Source organism: Flavonifractor sp. An52, from assembly GCF_002159385.1.
Taxonomy (GTDB): Bacteria; Bacillota; Clostridia; order Oscillospirales; family Oscillospiraceae; genus Flavonifractor; species Flavonifractor avicola.
In genome coordinates this window covers 56831-75777 of record NZ_NFIB01000008.1, presented here as the reverse complement: position 1 = coordinate 75777, position 18947 = coordinate 56831, and the positions used below count along the sequence as shown (strand labels likewise).

The window sequence follows — 18947 nt, the reverse complement described above, 5'->3', positions numbered from 1 at the left end:
TCCCTCCTTCTTACTCAGGCTTCAATGAACATATCCTTGCCCTCGGCGCACTCGGGGCACACCCACTCCTCGGGCAGGTTTTCAAACAGGGTGCCGGGGGCCACTTCGGCGTCGGGGTCGCCCAGCTCGGGGACGTACTCGTAGCCGCAGCCACCGCAAACATACCGCTTGCCGATGGGCTCGGGCTTGGGGGGCGCGGGGCGCTTCATCTTCACCATGGGGGGTGCGGGCTGCTTCTCCCCGGTATCCAGGGCGGCGGCCAGCAGAGGCAGGATCTCATTGACATCGCCCACGATGCCATAGTCACAGTTCTTGAAGATGGGTGCGTTGCCGTTCTTGTTGATGGCCACGATGGTGGAGGCGTCCTTGATGCCCTTCAGGTGCTGGATGGCGCCCGAGATGCCGCAGGCGATGTACAGGTTGCCCTTGAACTTCTGGCCGGACATACCCACATACCGGTCCAGGGGCACATACTTCAGCGTCTCGGCCACCGGGCGGGAGGAGCCAATGGCGGCGCCGGCAGCCTTGGCCAGATTCTCCACCAGCTTCATGTTCTTCTTGTCCCCGATGCCCTGACCGGCGGAAACCACACGCTCGGCCTGGCTGATGGGGGTATCCATGGGGATACCAACAGTAAAGTCGTGGCCGTCCTTCTTCAGATGTTCCACCAGAGCGTTGACCTGGTCGGCGGCGCTCCCCTCCTTCAGCAGGATGCGCTTGCGCACGCCGGTGACGGGGGCGGGCTTCTTGGGCCGGCTGGAGGAGCCGCCCTCGCTCTTGGGGGGCTTGCCCATAATGGCGGAGGAGATAACCACCCGCTGGATCTCGTTGGTGCCCTCATAGATGGTGGTGATCTTGGCGTCCCGGTACATCCGCTCCACGTCCATGCCCTTGAGGAAGCCGGTGCCGCCGAAGATCTGGACGGCGTCGTTGGTGACCTCCAGGGCGATGTCGGAGGCATACATCTTGGCCATAGCGGACTCGGTGCCGTAGGGCTCGTGATGCTCCTTCAGGTCGGCGGCGGAGTAGACCAGCATACGGGCACAGCGGATTTTGGTTGCCATATCGGCCAGCTTGAAGCCGATGGACTGGTTAAAGCCGATGGGCTTGCCGAACTGGACCCGCTCCTTGGCGTATTCCACGGCGGCCTCATAGGCCCCCTGGGCGATACCCAGCGCCTGGGCCGCGATGCCGATACGTCCGCCGTCCAGGGTGGACATGGCGATCTTGAAGCCCTGGCCCTCCTTGCCCAGCAGGTTCTCCTTGGGTACCTTCACATCGTTGAAGATCAGCTCAGCGGTGGAGGAGGAACGAATGCCCATCTTGTCGTAGTGGTCGCCGAAGGTGAAGCCCTCCCAGCCCTTCTCCACGATGAAGGCGGAGATGCCCCGGGTGCCGATGTCGGGGGTGGTCACAGCAAAGACCACATAAGTATCTGCCTTGGGGGCGTTGGTGATGAAGATCTTGCCGCCGTTGAGGAGCCAGTGGTCCCCCTTGTCCACGGCGGTGGTCTCAGTGCCGCCGGCATCCGAGCCGGCGTTGGGCTCGGTGAGGCCAAAGGCGCCGATCTTCTCGCCCTTTGCCAGGGGCACCAGGTACTTCTGCTTCTGCTCCTCAGTACCGTAGGCGAAGATGGGCCAGGAGCCCAGGGACACGTGGGCCGACAGGATGACGCCGGTGCCGCCGTCCACCCGGGACAGTTCCTCTACCGCGATGGCGTAGCTCAGGGCGTCCAGTCCGGCGCCGCCGTACTCCTTGGGATAGGGGATGCCCATGAGCCCCATCTCCCCCAGCTTCTTGATGGCCTCGTCAGGAAATAGGTTCTCCTTGTCCATCAGGAAGGCCTGGGGCTTGACTTCCGCTTCCGCAAATGCCCGGATCTTGGCCCGCAGGGCCTCGTGTTGCTCCGTGGTCTTGAACAGCATGGTGTCGTCCTCCTTATCTGTATTTAGAATCAATAATGAGAATCATTATCTTGTGAGACCATCCTAACATAGTGGAGTAAAGTATGTCAATAGGAATTATGGCATTTTAACAAAATATTTCCCATATGAGAACCAGGAATTAGAAGAACAGACAGCGCATCCCACATCAAATGGGACGCGCTGTCTGTTCATTGGGCACAATATTGTTCTTTCAGCACCGCCATCAGGGCCTGAAGGCGGCTGTCTTTGATGGAATAGGTAACGAACTGGCCGTGCTTCTCCGCCTGGACCAGTCCCCCATCCTTCAGCTTGTGCAGGTGCTGGGACAGGGCGGGAGCGGTGATGTTGGGCACGCTCTCCCCCAGCTCCCCCACCGTCTTGGGTCCGTCCAGCAGGGCGCACAGGATGAGCAGCCGGTTCTCGTTGGCCATCTGGGCCATAAGCGAAGCGATGGTTTGGGCCTTTTCCCGCAGTTGTTCGTCCATATGCTTACCTCCGGCAGCCGGAACAGGCGGCGCAGGCCCCCGCCGGGGCCTTGCCTGCCCGCAGGGTGCAGATCAGCTGGGTCATGGTGCCCATGGGGCAAAACACGCACCAGGTCCGGGGCTTGAAGAGCACCATAACGATAAGGCCGATAAGGGTGGAGGTAAGCATGATGGAGTAGAACCCGAAGGCGAACTGGGCCACCCAGGGAGCAAAGAGGGTGCCGTGATAGGCCCAGTGCCAGGGCACCTGGAAGGTCCAGAACAGCTTGACGAGCTCCCCAATGTCTCTGGCTCCCGCCCCTACCAGGTAGGTGGTAAAGAGCATCTGGAAAAACATCACGAAGAAAAAGATGAGAAAGCCGTACCGGAAGGCTTTGGTCCGCATCCACCGGGGGGTGGGCTTGTTCCGGGACAGCTTGAGCCGCCCGCCCAGCAGGGACAGGAACTGCCCCCGGTCGCAGTAGCGGTTGCAGTAGAGCTTGCTGCCGCCGAAGATGGCGATGAGCAGGGGCAGACAGAAGAAGATCATGCCCAGCCAGGCAAAGAGGATGTTGAAGAACCCCAATCCCAGATAGATGGGGGTGACGATCCACAGATAGTCGTACCAGTGTTTTTTCTTGTTCATGCGCCCACCTCCCGGTCCCGCAGTTCAATGGTGCCAGCCGGGCACTCTTTGGCGCACTTGCCGCAGCCCACGCACTTCTCCCGGTCCACTTGGGCAGTTACGCCCCGCCAGATGGAGATGGCTGACATGGGGCACACCTTTACACAACAGCCGCAGGCCACGCAGTGCTTCCCCACAGCAGCATAACGCTTCGACGCCATAGATCGTCCTCCTAGCAATTAAGTAATTAAGCAATTACTAATATAACAGAACAACCGACGGAATGCAAGCGGAAAAATCGGGGCGATGCGCGCTCCATCAAAAATGGCCGCCAAATGGCGGCCATTTTCCCGGCTTATCGTTTTCTGGGGATGAGCAGCAGCTGTCCGTCGGGCAGCTCCTCCTCCAGGGCATTGGCCTGCATCACGTCCCGGGCGGTGGTGCCGTAGGCCTTGGCGATGTCCCACAGCCGCTCTCCCCCGCTCACCATCCGCAGCACGATGGAGGGCTGACCGGCGTGGTCAATGGGGGCATTCTCATCAAAGGACACGGCACTGACGGCGGCAGCCTTGCTGCCGGTGAGGGCCAGCCAGGCAAAGCGCACCGGGAACCGGACCTCCACGCCCCCGGAGGCGGGGGCCCCGTACACCGGAGCGGTGCAGGAACACCAGCAGGAGCACCGTGCCCCCTCGGGCAGATCCACCGGGCAGGACACGGGGATTGTGCGGGTGACAGCCGCCGTCTCCCCCGACTCGGTGCGGCAGAGCAGATGTACATTGGCCTGAACGGTGAGGGATACCCGCTCCCCCTCCCGGTTTTGGGTCACGTCTCCCATGGTCACATAGGCGTCCAGCACGTCCTGGGGGGCCACGCCGGTTTCCAGCAGCTCCCGGACGGCCACCTCCCGCTCTCCCCGGTCGGCCACCCGGCTCAGGTCCATGGTGCGGATCTCGTTGTCCAGCTGATAGAGGGTAGAGTACACGTCGGTAAGCAGGGTGAGGCTCCGCTCCTCCCGGATCACCGCCTGGGCCAGCAGGCCCATGGACACGCTGATGGTGCGGCCGTCCCCGTCGTCCAGCTCACAGCTCAGATCAGTGAGGATCAGGCCCACCTGACACATGGCCTCCTCCCCGGCGCCGCTCACCTCCATCAGCTGGGAGATGGGCAGCTCGAACTCCCCGGTGCTCAGCCCGCCGTCGGCACAGCGGTAAAGCACCTGGAGCCGGGCGGAGCCCTTGAAGATCAGCTTGCTGCCAATGACTTTGGTCTCCCCGCACTCCAGGGACACCCGCCACTTCAGCAGGGCCTCGGCCTCCGGGCGGCTGCCCGCCAGGGTAAGCTCGTCGCTGAATGGGAAGGGTTTTTCCTGTACACACACTGTCACACAGGTGTCACAGCTCTGACTGAGCTGCTCCACCCCCGCCTGCTCCGGGTCCAGCACCGAGGCGGGAGCCCAGTCGGCCACCGGTGCAAACACCTGTACGTCCACCACCAGGTCGGCCCGCACCAGCACCTTCCGGGGGTTGACCAGCCGGGCGTCCGCCCCCCGCAGCCGGGGCTGGGCCACCACCTTGCAGCCGGGGGTGATGTCGGGGGAATCGGCGGTGCAGGTGAAGGGCAGATCCACCTCCAGCCGCCGCAGGCCCACCTCCCCGTCGGGCTGGCACAGCAGCAGGGCGTGGATGGTGCCGGACAGCTCCACCCGGCCCTCCATGGCCTCCTTCCTATGGAGGCACACCACACCTTCGGTATCGCAGACCTCCAGCAGGTCCGGGCAGGCGTCGGGCACGATGCTCTCTACCGTCTCCTCCTGCGCCACGGCAGCGTCCAGCACCCCGCGAAATCCGTCCAGCGCCGTCCGTTCCAGTTCCAGTTCCATAGCGTTCCACTCCTTGTACGGGCCATTGCCCAGACTGATTGCTGCTAGGGCAATATATGTACAAGGGGGTCCGGCTATGACCGGCTTTCCGGCGCCAGGTCGGATTTTTTGATGCCGAATACCAGCCTCAGCAGGCTGCTGAGGGCTTTGGGGGACTTCACTACCACGATCTTCATACCTTATGCCTCCCTGTCAAGCCAATATCGTTTGAGCCAGCCAAAGCCCCGGCGGCCCAGCCAGGCCCCGGCCACAAAGACCGCCAGAGTGCCCGGACGAAACAGCAGCACCGCGCCCACGCCGCACAGCGCCGCCGCGGCAAGGGCCTTCTTGCCCTCCAACGTCAAAACAGCCGCCTCCCTTCACTGGTTCTGTCCCAGTATACGCACAGGAAGGCGGTTGTGTTCATGCCCCAGGGGCGGACAACAAAACAGGAGGCGGCAAAAGCCGCCCCCTGTGAGGTATTCGATATGCTTTTATGGTTCCCGCTGGCTGCGGATCACCAGCACTGCCCCCTGTTCCACGGTGATCTCCATCACCGGCCCGGAGGGCTCATTGCTGACGGTCAGGGTGTCCCCACGGGTGAGTTCCGCTCCTTCCAGAGGGTATTTGACGCCACACAAGGTAACACCCTTTACAGTTTTGTCAAGGGGGATGATGGACAGATAGTGGTAGTGGGGCGCATCTTCCAGTGTAAGGGCGCCGTTTTCCAGAAAACGCACCTCATTGTCCCCGTCGGCCATGACGGCTTTGCCGCCCCGGCGGGCGATCCACTCCAGCAGCACCAGATTGGAGGCGGTGTGGTCCAGCCTGCCGCCGGTGCAGCCACACAGCAGCAGCTCTTTGCATCCCTGTTCCAGGGCCCAGTGAGCCGCCGCCTGGAGGTCGGTAAAGTCCTTCTCCACCGGCAGGGTGGCATAGGGCACGTCCCCGGCGGGGCCGCCGCCGGAGTCCCAGTCCCCGATGAGGTAGTCCGGTTTCAGCCCGGCGGCCAGAGCGGTTTGCAGCCCGCCGTCGGCGCAGATCACCGTCCAGTCCTTTCCCTCCAGATACGCCCCCAGAAAAGCCAGGTCGGCGCAGGGGGCTGCGCCGACGATGAGGGCCTGTTTGGTTATTTTCTCTGCCATTCCGGCACTTCCTTTGCCTGCTGGTACAGCCGCACATAGCTCTGGTGACGGCTGGCCGGGATCTCCCCCGCTTTTACCGCCGCAAGGACTGCACAGCCTTTTTCCTTTACATGGGCGCAGCCGGTAAACCGGCACTGGTCCAGATAGGGAGCGAACTCCCGGAAGGTGTATTGCAGCTCCTCCGGCCGCCGCAGCTCCATCTCCTCGGTATCAAAGGAGGAGAAGCCGGGGGTATCGGCCACGATGGCCCCGCTGTCCAGCCGGAACAACTCCACATGGCGGGTGGTGTGGCGGCCACGGCCCAGCTTGTCGGACACCTCGCCCACCCGAATATGGAAGTCGGGCTGGAGGGCGTTGAGAATGGAGGACTTGCCTACACCGGAATTGCCTGTAAAGGCAGATACCTTTCCAACAATGGCAGCGGCCAGCTGATCAATGCCCTCCCCCGTCTGGGCGCTCACCCGCAGGGTAGTGAAGCCCGCCCTGGTGTAGGTGTCGTAGAGGCTGTCCGCCCCGTCCAGGTCGCACTTGTTGAGGACGATGATGCTCTCGCAGTCCCGCCCCTCGGCGATGGACACCACCCGGTCGATGAGGAAGGGGTCGGTGACCGGAATGGCCCCGGAGGCCACCACCACCAGCTGGTCGATGTTGGCCACCGCCGGGCGCTGGAACTCATTTTTCCGGGGCAGAATGGCGTCCAGGATGCCGCTCTCCCCCTCCAGGCGGGTAAACTCCACCCGGTCCCCCACCAGGGGACTCACCTTCTGATGGCGGAATTTGCCCCGGCCCCGGCAGGCGGTGAGCCTGCCGGAGCCGTCGTCCACATAGTAGAAGCCGCTGAGGGCTTTTAAGATGATCCCTTCCATATCAGCCGAAGTCTTTGGGCTCGCTCAGGCTGAGCTGGCCGTCGAAGTAGACGCCGACGGTCTGGGTGCCGCTGCCCTTCAGGGGCACCGTCACCAGCTGCTGAACCGTATCCATGGTCTTGCGGTACTGCTCCTGTCCGTCCACCGTGATCACCACCTCCACGCTGTCCCGATCCCGGGGCAGATTGACGGTGTAGGAGATGGTTTTCAGCTGGCTGCTGGGGGACTCGGTGGGCTGGTCGGTGGGCGGAGTGGACTCATTGGGATCGGTGCTGGGCTGGGTGGTGGGTTCGCCGGCGGAGGGGTCGGAACCCTTGCTCACCCGCAGGCGGATGGTCTGGCCCTTCTCCACCTCGGTGTTGGGATCGATGCTCTGCCAGCACACATGGCCAGCTTCCACCGAGTCGTCGTACACCTCTTCCACAGAGACCGTCAGGCCCAGCTTGTCGGCGGCATCCCGGGCTTCCTGCTCCGTCATGGTCACAAAGTTGATGACGGTCACCGGCTCCTCCTTCGGGCCGGTGCTCACCACCAAGGTCACCTTGTCCACGCCCTCCAGGCTGGCGTCGGCCTTGGGATCGGTGGAGATGACGTAATCCTTGGTCACGTCCTCGCTGGCCTCCTCCTGGATCACCAGGTTGCCCTTCTCCTCGCTGTAGCCCAGGGCGTTAAGCTCGCTGATGGCGATCCGCTTGTCGCGGTCCACCAGGTTGGGCATGACGCCCTCCTCCAGCTCGTCGGAGTCGCTGCCGTTACTCAGATCCACGGTAATGGTAGCGCCCGCCTGGGCGTTACGGCCGCTCTCCGGGTCCTGAGATACGATTTGACCGGCAGGCAGACTGCTGTCCACCGTATTGCCGACCACGATATGGAAGCCAGCCTCCACCACGTCGGAGTGCTGCTCGGCCTCCTCCACGGTCATGCCAATGAGCCTGGGCACATTATACTGGGTGGAACTGCCGCCGCCCAGGCCATTGAAGAAGGAGAACCACAGGAACACACCCATGCCCACCAGGAACAGAGCCACCGCACCGATGGCCAGGAAGATGGGCAGACGGCTGTTGGCGCCCCGGACCTCCTCATAGTCATCCTCGTACCGCTTATTTTTGGTACGGCTGCGGGGGTCCTCCTCCCGCCGGGGACCTCTGGGCCGGGTCCAGGTATCCTCCTCATAGCGGTCGGCGTGGGCGGGCTGGGTCCGCACATTGCTGGGGGTATTGGCCCCCAGCACCTGGGTAGGCTCATCCCCTTCGGTGACCAGCAGATCCGCCGGGGTATAGTCAAAGTTGATGGAGGGATTCTTGCGGAACTCCTCCAGGTCGGCCAGCATGGCGTCGGCGGAGATATACCGCTGGTTCACGTCGGAGGCCATGGCCTTCATGGTGATGGCTTCCAGAGCCTCGGGGATCTCCGGATCGATCTCTCGGGGAGACAGGGGGATGGAATTGATGTGCTGAATGGCCACTGCCACAGGGGAATCTCCCTCATAGGGCAGGCGGCCGGTGATCATCTCATAGAGCACCACGCCGGCGGAGTAGATGTCGCTGCGGGCGTCGATGTGGCTGCCCCGGGCCTGCTCGGGGGAAATATAGTGGACCGAGCCCAGGGCCTCCTGGGTCAGGGTGGCTTGTGCCGAGGAGGTGAGCCGGGCGATGCCGAAGTCGGCCACCTTCAGGGAGCCGTCCCGCAGCACCATCACATTGTGGGGCTTGATGTCCCGGTGGATAATGCCCCGGCTGTGGGCGTGGGACAGGGCCTTCATGATCTGGGTGATAAAGTGAAGGGCCTCCCGCCAGGCCAGCTTGCCACCCTTCTTCTGCATATACTGCTTGAGGGTGATGCCGTCCAGCAGTTCCATGACGATATAGTCCAGTTCGGGCGTGTGGGACACGTCGTACACCGCCATGATATTGGGATGGGACAGCATGGCGACAGCCTGGGACTCATCGTGGAAGCGGCGGCGGAACTCGGCGTCGGAGGCCAGCTCCTCCTTCAGGATCTTGATGGCCACCAGCCGGTTGAGCCGGTGATCCCGGCCCTTGTACACCACGGCCATGCCGCCGATGCCGATGCGCTCCAGAATTTCATATCGGTTGTCGAGTAATTTCCCTATGTACTGATCCATAGTTCATTACCCCCTTTTCAAAGGATCTGGAAGAGGACCGCCGTCACGTTGTCCGGCGCACCTCTTGAGATGGTGATGTCCAGCAGCCGCTGGCAGCAGCCGGCGGGATCTCCCCCGTGGATGACTTCATAGAGCAGCTCCTGGTCGGAGAGGATGTTGCTCAGCCCGTCGGAGCACAGCAGCAGGTAGTCTCCGCTGACCAGCTCCCGCTCATACAGGTCGGCCCGGATGCGCTCCTCCGCGCCCAGCGCCCGGGTGATCAGGTTCTTTCGGGGATGAGTGCGGGCCTGTTCCGGGGTGATATCTCCCCGGGCCACCATGTCCTCCACCACCGAGTGGTCCCGGGTGAGCCGGGTGATCCCCTCTTCGTTGATGTGGTAGGCCCGGCTGTCTCCGATGTTCAGCAGGTAGGCGGTGTTCTCCACCACCATCACCGCCACCATGGTGGTGCCCATACCGAAGCAGTCGGGATCGGAACTGGCCCGGCGGTATACCGCGCCGTTGGCCTCCTCCGCCGCACGGGCCAGCACCGCCGGCGGCGGGGTATCCGGCTCGCCCTGGGCGTGCTGGAGGGTATCCACGAAGGTCTCCACGGCAATGAGGCTGGCGATGTTGCCCGCCTTGGCGCCGCCCATACCGTCGCACACCACGCCCACAGCCAGGTGTTCCGACGGCACGTCTAAGTAATACCCGTCCTGATTCTGGGTACGCACCACGCCTTTATCGGTGATGCCCCACGCTTTGATCATAGTGAATCAGCCTCTTTTCCAGCCGGCCGGCCCTGCTGCCCGGGCCCGCGGCAAAACAATGGCCTGGCGCCTGCGCCAGTGCAGCTCAGTCATCGGTATGCAGCATGGCCTTCCTGCGGAGCTGACCGCAGGAGGCGTCAATGTCCCCGCCCAGCTTCCGCCGCACCGTGGCAGTGATGCCGTGGGACTCCAGGCGCTTCTGGAACTGGGCCACCCGGCGGCTGGGCTTGAGAGGGCTCTCCGCCACATGGTTCAGGGGGATCAGGTTCACATGGCCCGGGGTGCCCTTCAGGTGACTGGCCAGCAGGTCAGCCTGCCAGTCGGAATCGTTCACCCCGTCCACCATGGCGTACTCATAGGAGATCCGCCGCCCGGTCTTTTCAAAATACCGGCGGCAGGTGTCAAAGAGCTTCTCCACGCCCACGCTTCTGTTCACCGGCATGAGCTTGCTGCGGGTCTCGTCGTCGGGGGCATGGAGGGATACCGATAGGGTTAATTGTAACTGATGCTCGGCCAGTTTGTCAATTTTTTCGACCAGACCGCAGGTGGACAGAGAGATGTGGCGCATCCCGATGTTGAGCCCGTCGGGGCTGTTGACCAGGGAGAGGAACCGCAGCACCGTATCGAAGTTGTCCAGGGGTTCGCCGATGCCCATGAGCACAATATTGCTGATGGTGTGGCCGGAATCGATCTGCGTAAAGAGCACCTGGTCCAGCATCTCAGCAGGGGTCAAGTCTCTTACCTTGCCACCAAGAGTGGAGGCACAGAAGGCGCACCCCATGCGGCAGCCCACCTGAGAGGAGATACACACAGTATTCCCATGATGGTAGCGCATCAAAACGGTTTCAATGCAGTTTCCGTCGGATAAGCGCCATAAATATTTGATGGTGCCGTCCAGAGCGGACACCTGCTTGCGCTCCACCTCCGGCGGACACAGGAGGCAGTCGGCCTTCAGCTTTTCCCGCAGGGCCTTGGACAGGTTGGTCATCTCATCGAAGGAGCGCACCCCCCGATGGAGCCACTGAAAGACCTGTTTGGCACGAAAGGCGGGCTCCCCCAACTCCTTCAAATAGGCGGTCATTTCCGCCAGATCCATAGATTTGATGTCAGTCATGTTACTCTCCCCTGCCGGGCCTTTCCGGCGGTATCAGTCCATATTTTCTATGGAGGAACGCAATCATCTCCTCCGCCGTAGGCTCCCGCTCCGGAGGCGTTGGCTTGACGGGGTGGGCATAAGGGGCCGTGCCCGGCTCCAGAGGACACTGGGCCCGGAAGGACCCGGTCTGGACCCACACCTGGGCAAAGCACCAGCCGTGGTCCTGCTCGTACTCCAGATTTTCCGGCAGCGCCTGAATCAGCTCCTGGAATTCCGGAACCGCCAGCAGCTTGGGGTGATAGGCGCTCTCCCGCCACAGCTCCAGACCCAGTGCGGGAAATTCATAGGTACAGGCCAGCTCATGGTCCTCACAGTCACACACATAGCCGGTCTCTTTGGCCAGGGCCGGGATCAGGTCCTCGGCGTGGGTACCCATCAGATCCAGGCCTCGGTACAGGACCTTGAGATCCTCGCACCGGTCCAGTCCAATGCGGCTCAGCTTTCCGTCCTCATACTCCAGCTGGAAGGTCTGGGGCGAGCCGTACCCGCCGAAGCGGTGCCACACCTCCACGGCTTGGTGCTCTTCCTCATTCAGCTTGTTCAGGGCGTCCTCCGCCTCGGCCTGGGTCATGCCCAAGGTGAAGGGACCCATGCCCTCGTTAGGCCGGACCTCATACACCCCCCGCATCCGCCGCAGCTTGGCGAAGAAAAAGCCGTCGGTGCCGTGGCGGTGGGGCCAGCAGGTCACCATGCCCTCCCTGGCGCCTTCAAAGTCGCCGGGCAACTGAAAACGCTCTAATGTAAAGTCTTTATGCTTGTCTAAAAATGCCCGCACTACGTCCTCATTCTCCCGCTCCAGCAGAGTGCAGGTGGCATAGAGCAGCACACCGCCTGGACGGACGTAGCGGCACACATTGTCCAGAATGGCCTTCTGGACCCGGGGCAGCCCCTCCAGGGGCTTGGGGTCCTTATAGCGGATGTCCGGCTTCTTGCGGATGATACCAAGGCCGGAGCAGGGCACGTCGGCCAATACCAGGTCAAATCCGTCAAGGAATTCTTCTTTACACTCCCTGCCGTCCAGCACTTCCGCTGTAATACAGTCCAGGCCTAACCGCTTGGCTCCCGCCTGGATCAGGTCCATCTTATGTGGGTGGATGTCGCAGGAGACCACCTTTCCCTTGCCCCACATGGCAATGGCGGCGGCAAAGGACTTGCCGCCGGGGGCAGCGCAGGCGTCCAGCACGTCCATCCCCTCCCTGGGGTCGGCGGCCAGCACCGCCAGCTTGGCGGCGACGTCCTGAATGTAAAAGAGGCCCTCCCGGAAGGCGGCCAGCTCCTCCAGGCTGCCGGTGTGGGACAGCAGCAGGCAGTTTGGCAGCCAGGGGTGAGGCTGGACCTCCACTCCCTCCGCCCGGAGGGAATCGGTCACTTCTTCCACCGTGGCCCTGGTGGTGTTCACCTGGGCGCAGGTGGGCGGCTCCCCGTTGTTGGCCGCCATAAGGGCGGCGGCCTCCTCCCTGCCCAGCCGGCGGGTAAAGAGGTCGGCCAGCCACTGGGGATGGCTGTACCGCACCGCCGGGTCCTCCGGCGGCTCCAGGCTGTCCTTCTGCCGCACCAGGGACCGAAGCACACCGTTCACCAGACCGGCGGACCGGGGATTCTTGGAGCCCTTCCGGGCCAGATCCACCGCCTCGCTGACGGCGGCGTGGTCGGGCACTCTGTCAAGGGAAAGCACTTGATACGCCCCCAGCCGCAAGCTGTTGCGGACAGCGGGCTCCATCTTTTCCAGCTTTACCGTGGACAGCTTGCCCAGGTAGTAGTCCAGCAGCAACCTGTTCTGGAGCACACCAAAGCACAGCCGGGTGGTCAGGGCTGCGTCCCGGCTGTCCAGTCCGGCGGTACGCAGGATCTTCTTCAAAAAGCCGTCCGACCAGGCGCCCTGCTGTTCGCAGGCCACCAGGGCCCGGAGGGCCGCTTCTCTGGCAGTCATATGTCAATCCCTCCGGCGGCTGTTGAAAGCCAGGATATAGCGCAGCAGCTGGGCAATGGACACCAGCAGAGCGGCCACATAGGTCATGGCGGCAGCCCCAAGCACCTTCTTGGCCCCACGCAGCTCCTGGTCGTCCAGCATATGGGTATCCTGCAAGGATTGGATGGCTCTGCGGGAGGCGTTGAACTCCACAGGCAGGGTGACCACCTGGAAGAAGGCGGCCACGGCAAAGAGCACCACGCCCACGGCAAACAGGGGCCGGGAATACAGGACAAAGCCCAGGATAATGAGCAGGATGGAGATCTGGGAGCTGAAGTTACATACCGGGATGATGGCCCCTCTCAGTTTGATGGGACCGTACTCCTGGGCGTACTGGACGGCGTGGCCCGCCTCATGGGCGGCCACTCCCACCGAGGCGATGCTGGTGGAGCCGTACACCGCGTCGGACAGCCGGATGGTATTGGTCCGGGGGTCATAGTGGTCGGTAAGCTTACCGGACACCCGGGTGATGCGCACGCCGTACACCCCGTGGGCCTTCAGTACCTCCTCCGCAGCCTGAGCGCCGGTAAGGCCCCGGCGGCTGGCAATGCGGGAATAGCGGTTGAAGGTAGAGGACACATTGATCTGGGCCAGCAGGGCGATGAGCATAGCTGGCACCAGAATGATCCAGTAATAGGTGTCAAAATAGTAGAAAAAGGGCATAATGACCTCCAGTCACATGACCTGGCCCCCGGTAAGGAACCAGAACAGATTGAGCAGGAATCCCGCCCCCATGGCGGTGGTGATCGCCGCTGTCAGCTTGGGTCTCCCCTCGGTGAGGGCGGCGGCAAACAGGAAGAACGGCAGGGCGCAGGACAAATAGCGTCCGGCGCTGAGCAGCCAGGACAAAGAATAGTTGAGCACCAGGTAGACAAAGCCGTACAGGGTGTACATACCCCGGAACTTGTTCCGCGCCCACACCAGCAGGGCAAAGAACACCGGGAAGAGCACAATGGTGGGAATCCAGATCTGGTACCGCACCAGCTCCGTAGGGTAGCTCAGGGCGTTTTGCAGCACATACCACAGGGTATCGGCAATGGGACAGAAGCCCTGACTCCAGTGCTGCTGCATAACTGTAAAGGCAAATGGGTTGCCAGTTACAGACCAGTTGAGGGTCAAATAGATCAGGGTGCCCACAGCTGGCAGCAGTAGAGCTGGCAGTCTGCGGGCAATGGTTTTCCAATCAAAGCGGCCCATATGCTCCACCAGCTCGGCAGCTGCCGCCCCAATGAGCAGGACGCCGTGCATCCGGGTCATGGCGGCCAACAGTCCCCATACCCCCGCCAGCCACCAGCGGTGGCGGCGGATGTACCACAGCCCTGCGGCGGTGGTAAGCAGGAACAAGCTCTCCGTCATAATGCCGCCGAAGAAGAAGGCGTAGGGATACACCGACAGAAAGAGCACCGTCCGCCGGGCTCCTCCCCTGCCCAGCTCAAAGGCGGCCAGTTTGTAGAGAAAGACGCAGCCCGCCCCGTAACAGACAAAGGAAATCAGCAGCCCCGCCGCCATAGTATTGCCCGTGATAAGGGAAATCACCCGCATCAGCCAGGGATACAAGGGGAAAAACACCAGAAACAGATTTTTCCCGTCCTCCACATAGCCAGAATAGCCCAGCTCCGCCAGATTGACGTAGTGCAGGCCGTCCCATTTCTTCCAGATCCACAGGAAGGCGTCGGGACCGGAGCCGGGATAAAGCACGAAACAGGCCACCAACCCCACCAGCAGGAAGATCAAAATACGGAATCCAAATGTAACGGCAAATGCCTTTACACATTCTCTGCTGTCAGGCATATAGCCCTTGGCTGCAAGTCCTTTGGCGGCCAGGGGCACCGGCACACCGGCCCGGCCCAGCCACCGCAGCACCAGGTACAAACCCAGGGCGGCCACCACGCCGGTGACCGCCAGGGTCCAGATCAGGTTCATTTCCCCTGCTCCGGCAGGGACAGCACGGTCCCCACCTCAATGGGATGGCCCCGCAGGTAGTCAGCAGCCTTCATGCGCTTGCCGCCGTCAGGCTGGATCTCCTCCAGCCGCAGCACGGTGCCCTCCCCGCAGGCCACCGCCAGGCCATCCTTCCCGGCGGCCAGAACAGTGCCCGGAGCAGTGTTGGTGCGCTCCTCAGAAACGACAGTTTTAAATACTTTACACCGTTTGTCTCCCAAGATAGCCACGGCGGCGGGCCAGGGAATCAGGCCCCGGACCTGGTCGTGGAGCTGCCGGGCGGTGCGGGTGAAGTCCATGGGGGACAGTTCCCGGCTCAGCATGGGGGCCAGGGTGGCCTTGTCATGGTCCTGAGGGGTGCGGGTAGCAGTACCAGCGTCAATCTGAGCCACCGTCTCCACCAGCAGCTGGGCCCCCAGCACAGCCAGCCGGTCGTGGAGGGTCACCACCGTCTCATCGGGATCGATGGGGGTGGATGCCTGAGAGATGATGTCTCCGGCGTCCAGGTCGTGGGCCATGTGCATGATGGTCACGCCGGTCTCCTTATCCCCATTGAGCACCGCCCAGTTGATGGGAGCGGCGCCCCGGTAGTTGGGCAGCAGGGACGAATGGACGTTGATGCAGCCCTTGGGAGGCGCGGCCAGAATGTCGTCGGGCAGGATGCGGCCGTAGGCGGCCACCACGATGAGCTCGGGGGCCAGCTCCTGGATGAGGGCCAGGGCGGTGCCGTCCCGCAGCTTGGTGGGCTGATGCACCGGGATATCGTGGGCCAGAGCGCACTCCTTCACCGGCGGAGCCTGAAGCTTCATGCCCCGGTTCTTGGGCTTGTCGGGTTGGGTAAACACCCCGCAGATCTGGTGACCCGCCTGGATCAGGGCCTCCAGAGAGGGCACCGCGAAATCGGGCGTACCCATAAAGAGGATTCTCATGCGTCGTCCTCCTCCGCCATCATCTCTTCCAACTCCTCGTTGGTGTACAGGCGGCCAGCCAGCTCGGTAAACAGATGGCCGTCCAGGTGGTCCAGTTCGTGGCAGAAGCAGCGGGCCACGATTTCCTCGCCCTCCACCTCAAAGAAGTTGCCGTTGCGGTCCTGAGCCCGCACCTTGGCCTTCATGGGACGCTTCACCACGCCCCAGCGGCCGGGAACGGACAGGCAGCCCTCAAAGCCCTCCTGCTCCCCTTCCCGGGCAATGATCTCCGGGTTGACCAGCTCCAGCATCTCATCGTTGGCATCCACCACGATGACCGCCCGGCGGAGGATGCCCACCTGGGGAGCAGCCAGTCCGGCGCCGTTGGCCTTGGCCAGCGTCTCCTTCATGTCGTCCAACAGGTCGTGGAGTTTTTCATCAAACTGGGTCACAGGACGGCAGACCTTGTGCAGGGCGGGATCGCCGTCGGTGAGAATGGTACGCAGTGCCATAATGTTCTTCCTCCTAATCCAGTGGGTTCACGTCGGCGGTCACCGACACCCCTTTGTTTTCTTTATCGGTCTGGGCCGCCCGCAGCAGGGCGGCGATCATATCACGCACCGGCTTGGTGTTGGCGCAGGCCATGGTGAGCCGATAGCGGTAGCGCTCGTTGATTTTGGCGATGGAAGCCGGGGCGGGACCCAGCAGCTGGACCTCCAATCCCTCATAGGCGGGCAGCCTCAGCCAGCCCTCCAAAGTACGCCGCAGCCGCATACAGGTTCGCAGCACCGCCGCCTCCAGCTTGCCTGAGGCGGTGAGTACGAACAGATCCCGGAAGGGCGGGCAGCCCCGCAGCCGCCGCAGGGCGATCTCCTGCTGATAGAAGCCGTCGTAGTCCTGGCGGGCGGCGCAGCGGATCACGTCGTTGTCGGGGGTATAGGTCTGAATGATGGCCCGCCCCCCCCGGGCTCCGCGGCCCGCTCTACCCACCACCTGGGTGAGCAGAGAGAAGGTGCGCTCACCCGCCCGGTAGTCGTCCACATACAGGGACTGGTCGGCGTTGATGACACCCACCAGAGTCACGTTGGGAAAGTCCAGACCCTTGGCCACCATCTGGGTACCCAGCAGCACCGGAATGTTCTCCCGTTCAAACCGGGCGAACAGCTTCTCGTGGCTGTGGGTGGCCGAAATGGAGTCGGCGTCCATCCGCAGAACCTCCCGACCGGGCAAAGCCTCGGTCAGCTCCTCCTCCACCTTCTGGGTACCCGCCCCGATGAAGTTCAGGGTACCGCCGCAGGACGGACAGGCAGGGGGCAAAGGCTGGGAGTGGCCGCAGTAGTGGCACATGAGCCGCCCGTTGGCCGAGTGGTAAGTGAGGTGGACGGAGCACCGGGGGCAGGTGGGCACCTCGCCGCACTCCCCGCAGCTCACCATCCGACTGGCACCCCGGCGGTTGAGCAGTAAAATGGCCTGCTCCCCCCGGGCGGCGGTATCCTCCAGGGCCCGGGTAAGCACGCCGCTCAGGTCAGTGCCGTTGCCGGAGCGCAGCTCGCCCTTCATATCCACGATCTCTACCGGGGGCAGAGGCCGCTGATTGTACCGCTGTTTCAGGGTAAACAGCTGGTAGGCGCCCTGCCGGGCCTGGTACATGGTCTCAATGGACGGGGTGGCCGAGGCCAGCAGCAGCAGAGCCTTGTGCTGGACACAGCGGAACTTGGCCACGTCCCGTGCGTGGTACTTGGGCACGTTTTCTGACTGATAGGTCCCCTCCTGCTCCTCATCCAACACAATGAGACCAAGGTCTTTCAGGGGGGCAAAGACAGCGGAGCGGGTACCGATGACCACACGGGCCTCCCCCGCCTTGATGCGCTTCCACTCGTCGTACCGCTCCCCCGCTCTCAGGGAGGAGTGGAGTACGGCGATTTGCTCCCCGAAGTGGGAAGAGAACAGGCGCATCAGCTGGGGGGTCAGAGAGATCTCGGGCACCAGCACCAGAGCGGTTCTCCCCCGCCGCAGGGTTTCATAGATCAATTTTAGGTATACTTGGGTCTTGCCGCTGCCGGTGACGCCGTAGAGCAGCGCGGCGGCGGCCTTATTTCCGGCAGCCAAAGCGTTGAGGCCGTCAAAGGCGGCCTGTTGTTCGCCGTTGAGTACCGGCTCGGCCAGCTGCTCCACGCCCTCCACCTGTACCCGGCGGTAGACCTCCCGCTTTTCCAGGGTAATGACCCCGCTTTTGGTCAAGGCCCGGAGGGTGGACGAGCTGGCCCCGGTAAAGTAGCACAGCTCCTTGGTGGAAGCTTCGCCGATGGCACACAGCAGCTCCACCACCGCATATTGCAGCGGGGCGGTTCGCCGCCGTGCGGCAGCCTGATCCAGGGCCTCCTGGGCGGGCATAGCCAGGGACGCAACCTGTTCGGTCTTGTCCCCCACGCCCCGGGCGGCACTGGTTTCCAGGGTGATGATCCCCTTGTCCCGCAGCAGCTTAAGGGCGGGATTGGGGTCGTTGATACCGAAGGCCTCCCGGATGGCGGTCACATCGGCGCAGCCGCCGTTTGCAAAGAGCAGCTCCACCACCTGCCGGGCGTGGTCCGATTTGCCGGCGGCCTCAAAGGCCGCCTCCCGGTCCACCCCATCGGCCACCTTCCACTGGTCCTGGAGGGCATAGTACAGCCCCGCCGGCAGCATGGCCCGGGCAGCGTCGTACACGGTGCAGAACCACCGCTCCCGCATCCACAGGGCCAGCTTGATGGCCTCACCGTCCAGCACCGGGCTGTCATCCAGCACGGTGAGCACCGGCTTTAGGGACACACCTGCCGGACCCTGGGCTTCCAGGGCCAGTACAATGCCCTCGGTGCGGCGGTTGCCCGCGCCGAAGGGCACGATGACCCGCATCCCAGGCCGCAGAGTAGCAGTTAGCTCGGCAGGCACGGCGTAGTCGTAGGGCTTGTCGATGGCGTAGGTGGCGGCCTTGAGGGCGATTTTCGCTACCATGTCCATCTCCTCCCCATTTCCCCTAGGCTTTGTTTGAATATTGGCGATATGCCCAGCGACGAGGAATTTTGGCCGCTGGCAAGCAATTTTTTTGCAGGAATCCTGACGGATTTCAAGGAAAAATTGTGCCGTCCAGGGGGCAAAAGGCCCGCCGATTGGGCTTGTTGACAATCTTCAAACAAGGCCTAAGGACAGCCCGAGGCAAGCGACAGGCCGGAAAGTCTG

General features: G+C 62.9%; 18 protein-coding genes. All 18 read right to left on the bottom strand.

Annotated features, from left to right (window positions below; all coding sequences use genetic code 11):
- Positions 1–14: 14 nt before the first annotated feature.
- Positions 15–1925 carry an acyl-CoA dehydrogenase family protein gene (locus tag B5G06_RS04765; RefSeq protein ID WP_087187943.1) on the bottom strand — a complete coding sequence of 637 codons (1911 nt, stop codon included), beginning with the start codon at positions 1923–1925 and terminating at the stop codon, positions 15–17.
- A gap of 188 nt (positions 1926–2113) precedes the next feature.
- Positions 2114–2410 (bottom strand): ArsR/SmtB family transcription factor, encoded by a 297-nt coding sequence (locus B5G06_RS04760; protein ID WP_242955348.1) that lies wholly within the window; start codon positions 2408–2410, stop codon positions 2114–2116.
- A gap of 4 nt (positions 2411–2414) precedes the next feature.
- Entirely contained in the window at positions 2415–3035 is a 621-nt protein-coding gene (locus tag B5G06_RS04755; RefSeq protein ID WP_087187942.1) for a 4Fe-4S binding protein, read from the bottom strand.
- Positions 3032–3235 carry a 4Fe-4S binding protein gene (locus B5G06_RS04750; RefSeq protein ID WP_087187941.1) on the bottom strand — a complete coding sequence of 68 codons (204 nt, stop codon included), beginning with the start codon at positions 3233–3235 and terminating at the stop codon, positions 3032–3034. The genes B5G06_RS04755 and B5G06_RS04750 overlap by 4 nt, the downstream gene beginning before the upstream one ends.
- 134 nt (positions 3236–3369) lie before the next feature.
- The gene (locus B5G06_RS04745; protein WP_087187940.1) at positions 3370–4893 is read right to left on the bottom strand and encodes a DUF3794 and LysM peptidoglycan-binding domain-containing protein; all 1524 of its coding nucleotides are present in this window, start codon (positions 4891–4893) and stop codon (positions 3370–3372) included.
- A gap of 74 nt (positions 4894–4967) precedes the next feature.
- Entirely contained in the window at positions 4968–5069 is a 102-nt protein-coding gene (gene spoVM, locus B5G06_RS13835; protein WP_140399822.1) for a stage V sporulation protein SpoVM, read from the bottom strand.
- A gap of 3 nt (positions 5070–5072) precedes the next feature.
- The gene (locus tag B5G06_RS14000) at positions 5073–5237 is read right to left on the bottom strand and encodes a hypothetical protein (RefSeq protein WP_158094663.1); all 165 of its coding nucleotides are present in this window, start codon (positions 5235–5237) and stop codon (positions 5073–5075) included.
- Between the two features lie 129 nt (positions 5238–5366).
- Positions 5367–6017, bottom strand: coding sequence for a thiamine diphosphokinase (locus B5G06_RS04740; RefSeq protein WP_087187939.1), 651 nt, complete (start codon positions 6015–6017; stop codon positions 5367–5369).
- Entirely contained in the window at positions 6002–6883 is an 882-nt protein-coding gene (gene rsgA / locus B5G06_RS04735; RefSeq protein WP_087187938.1) for a ribosome small subunit-dependent GTPase A, read from the bottom strand. The genes B5G06_RS04740 and rsgA overlap by 16 nt, the downstream gene beginning before the upstream one ends.
- Position 6884: 1 nt before the next feature.
- Positions 6885–9008, bottom strand: a complete 2124-nt coding sequence (pknB, locus tag B5G06_RS04730; RefSeq protein WP_087187937.1) for a Stk1 family PASTA domain-containing Ser/Thr kinase — start codon at positions 9006–9008, stop codon at positions 6885–6887.
- Between the two features lie 17 nt (positions 9009–9025).
- The gene (locus tag B5G06_RS04725; RefSeq protein WP_087187936.1) at positions 9026–9757 is read right to left on the bottom strand and encodes a Stp1/IreP family PP2C-type Ser/Thr phosphatase; all 732 of its coding nucleotides are present in this window, start codon (positions 9755–9757) and stop codon (positions 9026–9028) included.
- An 85-nt stretch (positions 9758–9842) separates the two neighbouring features.
- Complete coding sequence (gene rlmN / locus B5G06_RS04720; RefSeq protein WP_087187935.1) at positions 9843–10871, bottom strand: 23S rRNA (adenine(2503)-C(2))-methyltransferase RlmN; 1029 nt, start codon at positions 10869–10871, stop codon at positions 9843–9845.
- Between the two features lies 1 nt (position 10872).
- Positions 10873–12843 carry a 16S rRNA (cytosine(967)-C(5))-methyltransferase RsmB gene (gene rsmB, locus B5G06_RS04715; RefSeq protein WP_087187934.1) on the bottom strand — a complete coding sequence of 657 codons (1971 nt, stop codon included), beginning with the start codon at positions 12841–12843 and terminating at the stop codon, positions 10873–10875.
- Between the two features lie 3 nt (positions 12844–12846).
- Positions 12847–13545, bottom strand: coding sequence for a zinc metallopeptidase (locus B5G06_RS04710; RefSeq protein WP_087187933.1), 699 nt, complete (start codon positions 13543–13545; stop codon positions 12847–12849).
- A gap of 12 nt (positions 13546–13557) precedes the next feature.
- Positions 13558–14805 (bottom strand): glycosyltransferase family 39 protein, encoded by a 1248-nt coding sequence (locus B5G06_RS04705; protein ID WP_087187932.1) that lies wholly within the window; start codon positions 14803–14805, stop codon positions 13558–13560.
- The gene (gene fmt / locus B5G06_RS04700) at positions 14802–15752 is read right to left on the bottom strand and encodes a methionyl-tRNA formyltransferase (RefSeq protein WP_087187931.1); all 951 of its coding nucleotides are present in this window, start codon (positions 15750–15752) and stop codon (positions 14802–14804) included. The genes B5G06_RS04705 and fmt overlap by 4 nt, the downstream gene beginning before the upstream one ends.
- Positions 15749–16243, bottom strand: coding sequence for a peptide deformylase (gene def / locus B5G06_RS04695; protein WP_087187930.1), 495 nt, complete (start codon positions 16241–16243; stop codon positions 15749–15751). The genes fmt and def overlap by 4 nt, the downstream gene beginning before the upstream one ends.
- A 13-nt stretch (positions 16244–16256) precedes the next feature.
- Entirely contained in the window at positions 16257–18722 is a 2466-nt protein-coding gene (gene priA / locus B5G06_RS04690; protein WP_242955347.1) for a replication restart helicase PriA, read from the bottom strand.
- Positions 18723–18947 lie beyond the last annotated feature (225 nt).